This is a genomic window from Pseudomonas kitaguniensis, assembly GCF_009296165.1.
Lineage (GTDB): Bacteria > Pseudomonadota > Gammaproteobacteria > Pseudomonadales > Pseudomonadaceae > Aquipseudomonas > Aquipseudomonas kitaguniensis.
In genome coordinates, this window is the sequence record NZ_VUAZ01000123.1 from 1 (window position 1) to 11,889 (window position 11,889).

The following is an 11,889-nucleotide window of genomic DNA, read 5'->3' on the forward strand; positions in this document are numbered from 1 at the left end:
CAAGCCCCCTCCCACATTTCAATCGCATTTACATTTCCTGAAACGTGCAGGGCTTTACAGCCGCGCAACTTCGGCAGATGATTTGCACCGCTTCACCCCACCTTGAGAGAGTATTCAACATGAGCAAAAAGCCATCCCAGCATGGCCCCAACAAGGCCAAATCGATCATCGCCCAGCCACTGTTCCGCAGCCGTCAGGAACGCGCCGGCAAGGGCAAAGGCAGCTACCGCCGCGAAGCCTTCCAGTCTAATAGCTGGGAGGCTTCTTACTTTCTGGCTGCTTGAAGGCAAGTGCCCCTCCGGCATGATAAGGTCAGCATCTGATTTGTAATCCCTGGACCTGTGCATGCCCTCTAGTCTTTCTCGTCGTTGGCACCTTCGCCAATTGATCGCTGCCTCCAGCCTCATTTTGCTTGTCGCCTGCGCCGAAAAACCCACCGCCGCAGACGCTCAACCATTGCCAAAACTGCAGACCGCACCGGCCGTCGCGCCCGCCGTGGTTGCCCCTTTGGCGGTGGACAATCTTGATATCCAACCGACCCAGACCTTTGCCGAATGGCAGGCTGGCTTTCGTGTGGACGCCTTGAAGGCCGGGATCACGCCCGCCGTGTTTGACAATGCCTTCGCCAACGTCACGCCCGACATGGCAGTGATCCGCGCCGACCGCAGCCAACCGGAGTTTTCGCGCCCGGTGTGGGAATACCTCGACGGCGCGCTGTCACCGGTACGCGTGCGCAACGGCCAAGCCTTGCTGATCAAATACGCCGATACCCTGCAAAGTATCGAGCAACGCTATGGCGTCGACCGCCAAGCGCTGGTGTCGGTGTGGGGCATGGAAAGCAATTTCGGCCAGTTCCAGGGCAATAATTCGGTGATCCGCTCCCTCGCGACGCTGGCGTACGAAGGCCGTCGCCCAGCGTTTGCCCAAGCGCAATTGCTGGCGGCGCTGCAGATCATCCAGCATGGCGACATTCAGGCCGACCAGATGAAAGGCTCCTGGGCCGGCGCGATGGGCCAGACCCAGTTCATCCCGACGACCTACAACACTCACGCGGTGGACTTCGATGGCGACGGTCGCCGCGATATTTGGAACAGCCCGGCCGACGCCCTCGCCTCTACCGCGCACTACCTGCAAAGCTCTGGCTGGCAGAAAAGCCAGCCATGGGGCTTTGAGGTGCAACAATTGCCGGCGAACTTCGACTACGCGCTGGCCGACGGCGGCATGCGTAAAACAGTCGCCGAATGGCTGAGACTCGGCATCCAGCTACCGCCTGGCGCCAGCCTGCCAGCGAATGTCGACCAACTGTCCGCCGCCCTGCTGCTGCCCGCAGGCTACCGTGGCCCGGCGTTCCTGGTGCTGGATAACTTCCGCGCAATCCTCAAGTACAATAACTCGTCGTCCTACGCGCTGGCGGTTGGCTTGCTGTCGGAACGGTTCGGCGGCGGCGGCATCATTCGTGGCGCTTGGCCAAAAGACGAACTTCCGCTGAGTCGCTCGCAACGTATCGACTTGCAGACGGCGCTCAGCGCCAAAGGTTATGACGCCGGCAACCCGGACGGCATTATTGGCGCCAATACGCGCAAAGCCATTCGCGCAGCGCAACAGTCGTTGGGCTGGCCAGCAGACGGTTACCCGACAGTGAAGCTGCTTGAGTCGCTGCAAAGCCAATAGATCGGCGTAGGGCCACTACCGCCATCGCGAGCAAGCCCGCTCCCACAGGAAAATGCATTCCCACTGTGGGAGCGGGCTTGCTCGCGATGGATCACGCAGCAAACATTAAATATAAGCCAACACAGCGAAAAGCGTTTCATACATCTTTAAACTCCTCCATCAGCAGCGCTGCAAACTTATCTTTCGCCCGGTGACATCCACTATTTTTATTCCAGATGAAGTAATTTTGCACCGGCAGCAAATCTTCAAATGTGTACCCGTTAATACCCCCGATACTTTTAAACTGGTCAAACACGCCTTTAGGAACCAACGAACACCCTGCACCAGAACTTACACACCCAAGAATAGTGCCATAGCTGGCGATACTTGTTATGGCAGTAGCGACATTGTATTTTTCCAGCCAACCTTCCAACGCCTTCCTGTAGGGACATCCTTCAGGCCACATAAATATATTCTTGCCGTTCAAATCTTGTGGGCCTTGTATTCGCCCCATGGCGGGTGAAGCAATCAGTACAAGACTCTCTTTATAAATATCAATGCGATCAATATCGGGGTGATGATGATTGACAGCAATAACTGCGCCATCCAGCCTGTCATTAACCACATCGCCCACCAGTTGCGACCAGACACCTGTACTAAACTGCATGTGTACAAAGGGACAGTGCTGATGATACGTTGAAAGCAACGCCGGCAACCTGCCTGTGGCGGCGGATTCTATCGCACCAATTTTCAATATCCCAGAAGGCTCCGAGTCAGGACTCAGCGCTCTTCGAGACTCTTGGCACAATGATAAAATTCTATTGGTATAGCCGAGAAACAGTCTCCCTGAGGGGCTAATAACCAACCCTCGACCCTTTCTTGTAAACAAAGAAACGCCCAGCTCTTTTTCTAAAAGCTTTATTCTGTTTGTTATGTTTGAGGGAACACAATGCAGCAACTCAGACGCCCGAACTATACTGCCTTGTTCGGCAACAACCTTGAACATGGTTAGCTGTGAGAGTTCCATTCTATTGCTCACTTAAAGTGAATCATAAAATCAGTATAAGTTACTTGTCATTCACCCTTCAAGCCTTTTAACTTTACAGCGTTTGGATTCAGTCGCATCGCCTTAATCAGGATTAACCCAACACACCGTCAAGGATAAAGGAACATTCATGAGCGCAACGTCATCGCAACGTCGTTTCGACACGCTTGATAGTTACCAATCCATGCAAGCGTTTGGTGAAGTTTTTATTGAGGCCATGCCCAGGCATTTAGGCACTCTGAAAATTCCCGGCAGGGCTCTATTCGAGGGCCACCGGAGGGCGCCGGTGTTCGCAAACGTCTTGCAAACAGCCGACATTCAGGAGGCCATGCGTGAGGTGCTCTGCCATCCGACTACGCAAAAGGCTCAGTCATACGCTGAAAGCACATTCAACGTTTTTCTTGAAAAAGACCACGCCGACTCTCGGGTGCTTAGATTTTTCAATGGATGGAATGAAACCGACGTTGCTAAAACATAAGTCAGCCATGAACTCAGTTAAACATAAAACGCACTAATGGAAGCCATGATGGCGTCTATTGCCTCAGAGCTTCGAAATACGCGCACATATAATTTCGTCACTCAATATATTGAAGATAAGTTTCTCGCTATCAATCCGTCATTGGGCGTTAATGTTCGGAGCCTGCGTATGGCACAAGTCTATATCATGGGGCACGCGGGAGGGATAGAAAAGAAGCATGGCCTGCATGCTATAGCTGCAGCACAAGCGTATGGCTGTACGGTAACCCTGAACTCGGATGCCCTATATGGATTTTGAACACGCCTTGATTGCGTTAGGTTTTTTTGCTTTCTGCGGAGGCTTGATTGATGCAGCCGTTGGCGGGGGCGGACTTGTACAGCTCCCCGCACTCTTACATGCCCTGCCTGGGCATAGCCTCGCCACCGTTTTTGGAACTAATAAGCTAGCTGTTTTGGCGGGCAATCTTTCTTCTATATTCAGCTATATAAAACGAATAAAAATCATATGGAAACTAATGCTTCCGACTATGGTTTCGGCTTTTATATTTGCCTTCCTTGGGGCACTCTCTGTGTCGCTCGTCCCCAAAAAAATGATGGAGTATGTTGTTTTCTTTGTCTTGATAGCCATGGCTATTTATACCTTTGCAAAAAAAGACCTAGGGCTTGTCGGGCGCCCTATAAAGTGTGGAAACAGAGAAATCTTACTGGGTATTTTTTTGGGGGATTAATTGGTTTTTATGACGGTGTGTTCGGGCCTGGCAGCGGCAGCTTTTTACTTTTTATTTTTGTTAAGTATTTCGGATTCGACTTTTTAAATGCATCTGCCTCTGCAAAGCTGGTTAACCTGGGAACATTCAGCGCCGCACTTATGTTTTTTATCCCGTCTGGCAATGTGTTATGGACGGTCGGGGGCGTGGTCGCCCTGTGCAATATGGCTGGCTCTCTGACCGGTGTTTTCTTGGCACTGCGTTACGGCAGTAGCTTTATTCGAATATTCTTCTTGATCTTACTTATATTCCTTATAGGCAGAATGGGACTGTCCATTTTTGTATAACCCAATCGCTATCGCCCAAGCAGTCAACAGGCTTTAAACACCACATCCTGCTCCAGCACCATCCGTTGCTGCCCCGCATCCAGGCGCACCAACGCGCCCATCGGCAGGGTCAGGTTCGGGTCACAGTGCCCGCTGCGCCAGCCAGCCAGCACCGGAATACGCAACGGTTCGAAGGTCTGCTTCAGCAGCCGCTCCAATGCAGCGTTATCCACGCCTGATACATCCCCCACCAGCACACCGGCAATCTGTGCCAGCTTGCCCGCCAGGCGCAACTGGGTGAGCAAGCGGTCGATGCGGTAGAGCGGCTCGTTGACGTCTTCAATCAGCAGAATGATGCCTTGCGCATCGAGCGCATAAGCGGTGCCCATCAACGCCGCGATCATCGACAGGTTACCGCCGAGCAAGCGCCCACAGGCGATGCCAGGCTCAAGGGTGGTCAGCGGGTAGGCCACCGGGTGCGTCAGCACACTGCATGCGCCCAATTGGCCGCGCAGCATGCTGAACAGTGACGATTCAGTCGGCTGCTGCTTGTCGCCGAGCAAGTCCGCATTCAGCATCGGCCCGTGAAAGGTCACGAAGCCCGCGTAACGGTTGATCGCCAGGTGCAGCGCGGTGATGTCGCTATAACCCACGAACGGCTTGGGGTTGGCCCGCAGCAGGTCGAAGTCCAGGCGATCAAGCAAGCGCGGCGTGCCGTAGCCGCCGCGCAGACAGAAGATGGCATCTATTTCGGGGTCGGCGAAGGCAGCGTGCAGGTCACGCAGACGCACCTCATCGCTGCCGGCGAGGTAGCCGTCGCGCTCGTACACGCCGGGGAAAATCTGTAATTGGTAGCCACGGGCGCGCATCCATTGCCGGGCTTTTTCAACATCGAGTGCGGCGGGGCCGGCGGGAGCGATCAGGCCGATGGTTCCTTCAGAGGGCAGTGCGGGTACGGCAGTGTTCATCCATGGATCTCCCTGTGTAGCGCAGAACGAAATGTGGGAGGAGGCTTGCTCCCGATGGCGATGTGTCAGTCAGCACGTCTGATACTGATGAACCGCCATCGGGAGCAAGCCGCCTCCCACACAACCTACTCCCACTTTAGAGCGGGGGGTGTTATATAAATCTATATCAGGACACCAGGCTCGCCTTGACCAGCTTGGCCTGCTCGTCGGCATGGTACGAGGAACGTACCAGCGGGCCGGACGCGACGTTCTTGAAGCCCATCTTGTAACCTTCCTCGGCGAACCAGGCGAAGATGTCCGGGTGCACGAAACGCTGCACCGGCAAGTGGCTGCGCGACGGTTGCAGGTACTGGCCGAGGGTCAACATGTCGATGTCGTGTTCGCGCATGCGCTTCATGACTTCGATCACTTCTTCGTCGGTTTCGCCCAGGCCCAGCATCAGGCCGGATTTGGTCGGAATGTGCGGCATCATCTGCTTGAATTTTTGCAGCAGGGTCAGCGACCACTGGTAGTCCGAACCCGGGCGCGCGGCTTTGTACAGGCGTGGCACGGTTTCCAGGTTGTGGTTGAACACATCCGGTGGCTCGGCGGCGGTAATTGCCAGCGCCACGTCCATGCGGCCACGGTAGTCCGGCACCAGGGTTTCGAGCATCACGTTCGGCGACAGCTTGCGGATCTCGCGGATGCAGTCGGCAAAGTGCTGGGCACCGCCGTCGCGCAGGTCGTCGCGGTCGACCGAGGTGATCACAACGTATTTGAGTTTAAGGTCGGCGATGGCGACAGCCAGGCTTTCCGGCTCGTTGACGTCCAGGGGCTTCGGTCGGCCATGGCCAACGTCGCAGAACGGGCAACGACGGGTGCAGATGTCACCCATGATCATGAAGGTGGCGGTGCCGCCTGAGAAGCATTCGCCGAGGTTCGGGCAGGACGCTTCTTCGCACACGCTGTGCAGTTTGTGTTTGCGCAGCAGCGCTTTGATACGGTCGACTTCCGGCGAAACCGGGATGCGCACGCGAATCCAGTCAGGTTTTTTCGGCAGTTCGGTCGTGGGGATGATCTTGACCGGGATGCGTGCAACTTTGTCGGCGCCGCGCAGCTTGACGCCGGCTTCCACCTTGGCACGCGGGGCCGGGGCAGGACGCTCGGTGATGTCCAGCGTCGGGATCATGGTTTGCACTGCATCAGTAGTCATAATCAGTCGATTCCGCCCGTAAGGGTCGTCTGCTCAGCATAGTCGAGGTGTTTGACGAGCTGCGCACGCAGCCGGGCACTTACCTCGGCAAATTTAATCGGTGTGGCATGCTCGCTCAGTTGGGTCATCGCAAGCCCCGCGTAACCGCACGGGTTGATCCGTCGAAACGGCGCAAGGTCCATGTCCACGTTCAAGGCCAGGCCATGAAAGGAACAACCGTGGCGAATGCGTAAACCGAGGGACGCGATTTTCGCGCCGTCTACATACACACCGGGTGCATCGGGCTTGGCCGCGGCGGTCACGCCGTAACTGGCCAACAGCTCGATCAGGCAAGCCTCCATGCGGCTTACCAGGTCGCGTACGCCGAACCCAAGCTTGCGCACGTCCAGCAACAGGTACGCGACCAGTTGACCGGGGCCATGGTAAGTCACTTGGCCACCTCGGTCGACCTGCACCACCGGAATATCACCCGGCAGCAGCAGATGCTCAGCCTTGCCGGCCTGCCCCTGAGTGAACACCGGCGGGTGTTCCACCAGCCAGATTTCATCCGGGGCCGAGCTGCCGCGCTCATTGGTGAAACGCTGCATGGCGTGCCAGACCGGCTCGTAGTCCAGCCGGCCGAGCTCGCGAAAGCCCAGAACCTGTGACATCACAGCACCATGTGCACGAAGCCGGTGGCCCGCAATTCGCTGTTGATGTCGTAGAGCTGGTCTTGACCGGTCGCAACGATGTGCAACTGGATCGTGGTGTATTTGCCTGTGGAGCTGGATCGCTCATCCACACGCTGGTCGTTGATCGTCGCATGTTTACGCACGATCTCGAGAATCAGGTCTTTACGGCCGACACCGGTATCGCTGATCACCTTGATGGGATAGTCCACCACCGGAAATTCGATCTTCGGCGCCTTTACTTCTACTTCTTTATCGGTCATGGCGTAACGGCCTCGTAAGCGTAAGCCGTGGCGACGGGCAAAGCCCCGTGTCGGATCAACACGGGGCTTTGCAGGTGCACACTATCAGTTGAACAAGCCGTAGAAGAATAGACGGATGCTATCCCACACGCGGCGGAAGATACCACCTTCGTCGACAGCGTCCAGGGCGATCAGGTCGGCGCTGTGCACCACCTTGTCGTCGAGTTTCACTTCGACTTTACCGATAACGTCACCCTTGGCGATTGGCGCAACCAATTGCGGGTTCATGGTCATGCTGGCAACCAGCTTTTTCAGCTGGCCTTTAGGCATGGTCAGGGTCAGGTCGTCGGCCAGGCCGGCCTTGACTTGGTGGGTAGCGCCTTTCCATACCTGGGCTTGAGCCAGCTCAGCACCCTTCTGGTAGAAGGTTTGGGTTTCGAAGAAACGGAAGCCATAGGTCAGCAGCTTTTGCGTCTCGGCCGCACGGGCCTGCTCGCTGTTGGTACCGAATACCACGGCGATCAGACGTTGGCCATCACGCACGGCGGACGACACCATGCAGTAGCCGGCTTCGTCGGTGTGGCCGGTTTTCAGACCGTCGACGGTCTTGTCGCGCCACAGCAGCAGGTTGCGGTTAGGCTGCTTGATGTTGTTCCAGAAGAACTCCTTCTGGGAGTAGATCGCGTAGTGCACCGGGTCAACACGAATGATCGCGCGCGCCAGGATCGCCATGTCGTGAGCCGACGAGTAGTGCTCAGGGTTCGGCAGACCGGTCGGGTTCATGAAGTGGCTGTTGGTCATGCCAAGATCGGCCACGGTTTTGTTCATCATGTCGGCGAACGCGTCTTCGCTGCCGGCGATGTGCTCGGCCAAGGCGACGCTGGCGTCGTTACCGGACTGGATGATGATGCCGTGCAGCAGGTCGCTCACAGTGACCTGCGAACCGACCTTGATGAACATCCGCGAACCGCCAGTGCGCCAGGCATTTTCGCTGACGGTGACCGGGTCGTTCTCGCCGATCTGGCCGCGACGGATTTCCAGTGTCGCGATATAAGCGGTCATCAGCTTGGTCAGGCTGGCCGGTGGCAGGCGCTGGTCACCATTGTTCTCGACCAGCACGTTGCCGCTGGCGGCATCCATGAGAACCCAGGCCTTGGCGGCCAGTTGCGGGGAAGCCGGCACCATTTCAACGGCCCAGGCGGCCGGGGTGATGATCAGCGAAAGAAGCAGGCACGTGCGTTTGGCTAAGGTGGTGATGTTCATCCGTCTCTCGAAATTGCTTATGGAAACTTGCCCTCGCGGGCAAAACTATTCAGACAGCCCGCTTCCAGACTGTCACGTGTTCGGTTGCCCGCTCACCCCTTGCCCCTGGGTTTTATTGTTCAACGAGCCAACAACCAGGGCTCAGGCGCGCAGGCGCACCCGAACCATCAAGCCTTTACTGCTTACTCGGCGGTGACCACGCTGGGTTGCCCCAGGTTGGCCAGACGCACACTGTTCTGAACTTGCGCGACTTCACTCGGCGAACCGATCGGGCCCATGCGTACACGGTGCAAGGTCTGCTGGTTACGTACGATAGAGCTGATAAAGACCGGCGCCTTGACCATGCCGCTGAGCTTGGACCTTAACAGTTCTGCCGCATCCGGGTTGGCGAAAGCGCCCACCTGCAGGTACTGCCCGCCCACGGTTGAGGCGCCCGGCGCTGCGTGAGGCACCACGACTGTGTCCGGGGCGTGCTGCGCCGGCGGTGGCGTCCATTGTTCGATCTTGCCGGTTGACGCGGTTACTTGCGGTTGCGCGGTTTGCGGCTCGTTGAGCATCAACGGCGCCGGCTTGCCGCGTTGCGCCCAGTACTGCGCCGGGTCGATACCTTCAACCTTCACGCGGGCGGTACCGGTTTCGGCGTAACCGAGTTTTTTTGCGGCGGCGTACGACAAGTCGATGATGCGGTCCGAATAGAACGGCCCACGGTCGTTAACGCGCAGGATCACCGTGCGGTTGTTATCAAGGTTGGTCACGCGCACATAGCTGGGCAGCGGCAAGGTCTTGTGTGCCGCGCTCATGCCGTACAGGTCATACACTTCGCCGTTGGCGGTGTTCTGGCCGTGGAACTTGGTGCCGTACCAGGAGGCTGTGCCCGACTGAACGTAGGTCTTGGAATCCTGCAGCGGGAAGTAGTTCTTGCCCAGCACGGTATACGGGTTGGCCTTGTACGCCCCGGTGTGCAGGGTTGGCGTGGCATCCGGAATTTTCGAAACGTCGACGTCCCACCACGGCGCGCCGTCTTTGTGCGCGCGGTTAATGTCCAGCCCCGGCTGGGCGCGAACCACAGCACCGCCGGACTTTTGCGCCGGCGCACGGCTGCTGGTAGTGGTGGAGGAACAACTGACAACCAGCAAGGACAACGCGGCAAACGCCACCAGCTTGAGCGGTTTATGGAACGGCGATGCCCGCATTACTTGTTGCCCCGTGCTTGGACCAGCATGTCTGACAGCTGATGCACGGCCATGGCGTACATCACACTGCGGTTATAACGCGTGATTGCGTAAAAATTCTTCAAGCCCATCCAGTATTCCGGGCCGTTTTCGCCTTCGAGACGGAACGCCGTCACCGGCATATCGTCGCGTGGCGCATTCTGACTCGACCAGCCCAGCGCTCGCAACTCCCCGACCGTTTTGACCGGCTCGATTCCTTGCGTCAGGCCTTCGTCGGCGCGCTCCCCGGTCACCTGCGCACGGATCACTACCGGCTCGCCGGCAACCCAGCCGTGGCGCTTGAAGTAGCTGGCCACGCTGCCGATGGCGTCGTCGGGGTTGCTCCAGATATTGATGTGGCCGTCGCCGTCGAAATCCACCGCATACGCGCGAAAGCTGCTCGGCATGAACTGCGGCAAACCCATCGCGCCGGCGTAGGAGCCTTTAAGCGTGAGCGGGTCGACCTGCTCCTCGCGGGCCAGCAACAGAAATTCGCGCAGCTCCTTGCGGAAGAACTCGGCGCGCGGCGGGTAATCGAAACCCAGCGTCGACAAGGCGTCGATCACCCGGTAACTGCCGGTATTACGGCCGTAAAAGGTTTCAATGCCAATAATCGCGACGATCACCTCGGCGGGCACGCCATATTCCTGCTCGGCGCGCGCCAGCACCGCTTCATGCTGACGCCAGAAGTCGACGCCGCGCGCTACGCGGGCATCGGTAAGAAACATCGGGCGATATTCCTTCCACTGCTTCACGCGCTCGGCGGGCCGTGAAATCGCATCGAGGATCGCCTGTTTGCGTTGGGCTTCGCGGAACACGCCCATCAGCTGTTCACCGGCGAAACCGTAGTCGCGGGTCATCTCACCGACAAATTCGGCGACCTGAGGTGAGCCATCGTAGTCACCGGCCTGCGCCTCTTGCGTCGCGCCCAGTAGCCCAATCAGGCCCATCCAGGACGCATGCCGAGTCGCCCAGCCGCGCATTACTTGCATTGACATCTTCACCTTATTCAAACCTGTGCGATCCACTTGCGATGCGTATGAATCGACATCAAAACCCCAAACGCTGACAGCAATGTCACCAGCGAAGTTCCGCCGTAGCTAATGAATGGCAACGGCACCCCAACCACCGGCAGCAGGCCACTGACCATACCGATGTTGACGAAAACGTAAACAAAAAAAGTCATGGTCAAGCTGCCGGCGAGCAATTTGCCGAACAGCGTTTGTGCCTGCGCGGTGATCACCAACCCGCGCCCGATCAACAACAAATAGATCAGCAACAGCGCGCAAATGCCCACCAGGCCGAACTCTTCGCCCAGCACCGCAATAATGAAGTCGGTGTGGCTTTCGGGCAAAAAGTCCAAATGCGACTGAGTGCCCAGCAACCAGCCCTTACCAAATACTCCGCCGGAGCCAATGGCCGCTTTGGACTGGATAATGTTCCAACCGGTGCCCAGCGGGTCGCTCTCCGGGTCGAGGAAGGTCAAGATCCGCTGCTTCTGGTAGTCGTGCATAAAGAAGAACCACATGGCCACGGCCACCGGGATTGCCGCGGCCAGCACGCTGAGGATCCAGCGCCAGCGCAAGCCGCCCATAAACAGCACGAACGCGCCGCCCGCAAGAATCAGCAGCGAGGTGCCAAGGTCGGGCTGGCGCACGATCAATATGAACGGCACGCCGATCAAAACAAGGCTGATGCCCACGTGCTTGAGCTGCGGCGGCAAGGTGCGTTTGGACAAATACCAGGCGATGGTCGCCGGCATCAGAATCTTCATGAATTCCGACGGCTGGAAGCGAATCACCCCCGGAATGTTGATCCAGCGGGTCGCGCCCATGGCGTTGTGGCCCATCACGTCCACCACCACCAGCAGCAACACGCCCGCGACGTAACCCAGCGGCACCCAGCGCGCCATGAAGCGCGGCTCAAGCTGTGCAATCACCACCATCGACAACAGGCCCAGGCCAAACGAAGACGCCTGTTTGATCAGCAGGTCCCAGTTCTTGCCGCTGGCCGAATACAGCACAAACAGGCTGCCGGCGGCCAAGGTCAGCAGCAGAATCAGCAACGGGCCATCAATGTGCATGCGCTGCAGCAACGTCGCGCGGCGACGCATCACATCTTCGCTGGAGAGGATGCGGTC

Annotated in this window: 13 protein-coding genes and 1 pseudogene; 5 read left to right on the forward strand and 9 right to left on the reverse strand. The window is 57.7% G+C overall.

Annotated features, from left to right (window positions below):
• The first annotated feature begins 119 nt into the window (after positions 1 to 119).
• Complete coding sequence (arfA, locus tag F0169_RS19645; protein WP_058415608.1) at positions 120 to 284, forward strand: alternative ribosome rescue factor ArfA; 165 nt, start codon at positions 120 to 122, stop codon at positions 282 to 284.
• 61 nt (positions 285 to 345) lie between these two features.
• Entirely contained in the window at positions 346 to 1,671 is a 1,326-nt protein-coding gene (locus F0169_RS19650; protein WP_152747394.1) for a lytic murein transglycosylase, read from the forward strand.
• Between the two features lie 136 nt (positions 1,672 to 1,807).
• Here the strand turns inward: F0169_RS19650 and F0169_RS19655 are convergent, their stop codons facing one another.
• Positions 1,808 to 2,677 (reverse strand): LysR family transcriptional regulator, encoded by an 870-nt coding sequence (locus F0169_RS19655; RefSeq protein WP_152747395.1) that lies wholly within the window; start codon positions 2,675 to 2,677, stop codon positions 1,808 to 1,810.
• A gap of 148 nt (positions 2,678 to 2,825) precedes the next feature.
• Here F0169_RS19655 and F0169_RS19660 point away from each other — a divergent pair, with 148 nt between their 5' ends.
• The 3 genes and pseudogenes from F0169_RS19660 (at position 2,826) to F0169_RS19670 (ending at position 4,226) form a co-directional block, all read left to right on the forward strand.
• Positions 2,826 to 3,173: a hypothetical protein gene (locus F0169_RS19660; protein WP_152747396.1), complete on the forward strand. Its 348-nt coding sequence runs from the start codon at positions 2,826 to 2,828 to the stop codon at positions 3,171 to 3,173.
• 48 nt (positions 3,174 to 3,221) lie between these two features.
• Positions 3,222 to 3,470 carry a hypothetical protein gene (locus F0169_RS19665; RefSeq protein ID WP_152747397.1) on the forward strand — a complete coding sequence of 83 codons (249 nt, stop codon included), beginning with the start codon at positions 3,222 to 3,224 and terminating at the stop codon, positions 3,468 to 3,470.
• A pseudogene (locus F0169_RS19670) lies at positions 3,451 to 4,226 on the forward strand (sulfite exporter TauE/SafE family protein). Before F0169_RS19665 ends, F0169_RS19670 begins: the two are co-directional and overlap by 20 nt.
• Positions 4,227 to 4,249: 23 nt before the next feature.
• Here the strand turns inward: F0169_RS19670 and F0169_RS19675 are convergent.
• The 8 genes from F0169_RS19675 to rodA form a co-directional block, all read right to left on the reverse strand.
• On the reverse strand, positions 4,250 to 5,173 hold the full coding sequence (locus tag F0169_RS19675; protein WP_152747398.1) for a S66 peptidase family protein: 924 nt from the start codon (positions 5,171 to 5,173) through the stop codon (positions 4,250 to 4,252).
• A 166-nt stretch (positions 5,174 to 5,339) separates the two neighbouring features.
• Complete coding sequence (lipA, locus tag F0169_RS19680; protein ID WP_161936699.1) at positions 5,340 to 6,341, reverse strand: lipoyl synthase; 1,002 nt, start codon at positions 6,339 to 6,341, stop codon at positions 5,340 to 5,342.
• Positions 6,342 to 6,367: 26 nt separating this feature from the next.
• Positions 6,368 to 7,015 (reverse strand): lipoyl(octanoyl) transferase LipB, encoded by a 648-nt coding sequence (gene lipB, locus F0169_RS19685; protein ID WP_058412900.1) that lies wholly within the window; start codon positions 7,013 to 7,015, stop codon positions 6,368 to 6,370.
• Entirely contained in the window at positions 7,015 to 7,296 is a 282-nt protein-coding gene (locus F0169_RS19690; RefSeq protein ID WP_058412899.1) for a DUF493 domain-containing protein, read from the reverse strand. Before F0169_RS19690 ends, lipB begins: the two co-directional genes overlap by 1 nt.
• A gap of 84 nt (positions 7,297 to 7,380) precedes the next feature.
• On the reverse strand, positions 7,381 to 8,538 hold the full coding sequence (locus tag F0169_RS19695) for a D-alanyl-D-alanine carboxypeptidase family protein (RefSeq protein ID WP_058412898.1): 1,158 nt from the start codon (positions 8,536 to 8,538) through the stop codon (positions 7,381 to 7,383).
• A gap of 182 nt (positions 8,539 to 8,720) precedes the next feature.
• The gene (locus F0169_RS19700) at positions 8,721 to 9,731 is read right to left on the reverse strand and encodes a septal ring lytic transglycosylase RlpA family protein (RefSeq protein WP_058412897.1); all 1,011 of its coding nucleotides are present in this window, start codon (positions 9,729 to 9,731) and stop codon (positions 8,721 to 8,723) included.
• Positions 9,731 to 10,741 (reverse strand): lytic murein transglycosylase B, encoded by a 1,011-nt coding sequence (gene mltB / locus F0169_RS19705; protein WP_058412896.1) that lies wholly within the window; start codon positions 10,739 to 10,741, stop codon positions 9,731 to 9,733. The genes F0169_RS19700 and mltB overlap by 1 nt, the downstream gene beginning before the upstream one ends.
• A gap of 17 nt (positions 10,742 to 10,758) precedes the next feature.
• Complete coding sequence (rodA, locus tag F0169_RS19710) at positions 10,759 to 11,862, reverse strand: rod shape-determining protein RodA (RefSeq protein WP_058412904.1); 1,104 nt, start codon at positions 11,860 to 11,862, stop codon at positions 10,759 to 10,761.
• Positions 11,863 to 11,889: the final 27 nt, after the last annotated feature.

Bases quoted from the DNA above. Each gene is read 5' to 3' on its own strand.
- lipA (WP_161936699.1), bottom strand. From the start codon at position 6,341: ATGATCCCGACGCTGGACATCACCGAGCGTCCTGCCCCGGCCCCGCGT.
- F0169_RS19700 (WP_058412897.1), bottom strand. From the start codon at position 9,731: ATGCGGGCATCGCCGTTCCATAAACCGCTCAAGCTGGTGGCGTTTGCC.
- F0169_RS19690 (WP_058412899.1), bottom strand. From the start codon at position 7,296: ATGACCGATAAAGAAGTAGAAGTAAAGGCGCCGAAGATCGAATTTCCG.
- F0169_RS19655 (WP_152747395.1), bottom strand. From the start codon at position 2,677: ATGGAACTCTCACAGCTAACCATGTTCAAGGTTGTTGCCGAACAAGGC.
- F0169_RS19695 (WP_058412898.1), bottom strand. From the start codon at position 8,538: ATGAACATCACCACCTTAGCCAAACGCACGTGCCTGCTTCTTTCGCTG.
- F0169_RS19665 (WP_152747397.1), top strand. From the start codon at position 3,222: ATGGCGTCTATTGCCTCAGAGCTTCGAAATACGCGCACATATAATTTC.
- arfA (WP_058415608.1), top strand. From the start codon at position 120: ATGAGCAAAAAGCCATCCCAGCATGGCCCCAACAAGGCCAAATCGATC.
- F0169_RS19660 (WP_152747396.1), top strand. From the start codon at position 2,826: ATGAGCGCAACGTCATCGCAACGTCGTTTCGACACGCTTGATAGTTAC.
- F0169_RS19650 (WP_152747394.1), top strand. From the start codon at position 346: ATGCCCTCTAGTCTTTCTCGTCGTTGGCACCTTCGCCAATTGATCGCT.
- lipB (WP_058412900.1), bottom strand. From the start codon at position 7,015: ATGTCACAGGTTCTGGGCTTTCGCGAGCTCGGCCGGCTGGACTACGAG.
- rodA (WP_058412904.1), bottom strand. From the start codon at position 11,862: ATGCGTCGCCGCGCGACGTTGCTGCAGCGCATGCACATTGATGGCCCG.
- F0169_RS19675 (WP_152747398.1), bottom strand. From the start codon at position 5,173: ATGAACACTGCCGTACCCGCACTGCCCTCTGAAGGAACCATCGGCCTG.
- mltB (WP_058412896.1), bottom strand. From the start codon at position 10,741: ATGCAAGTAATGCGCGGCTGGGCGACTCGGCATGCGTCCTGGATGGGC.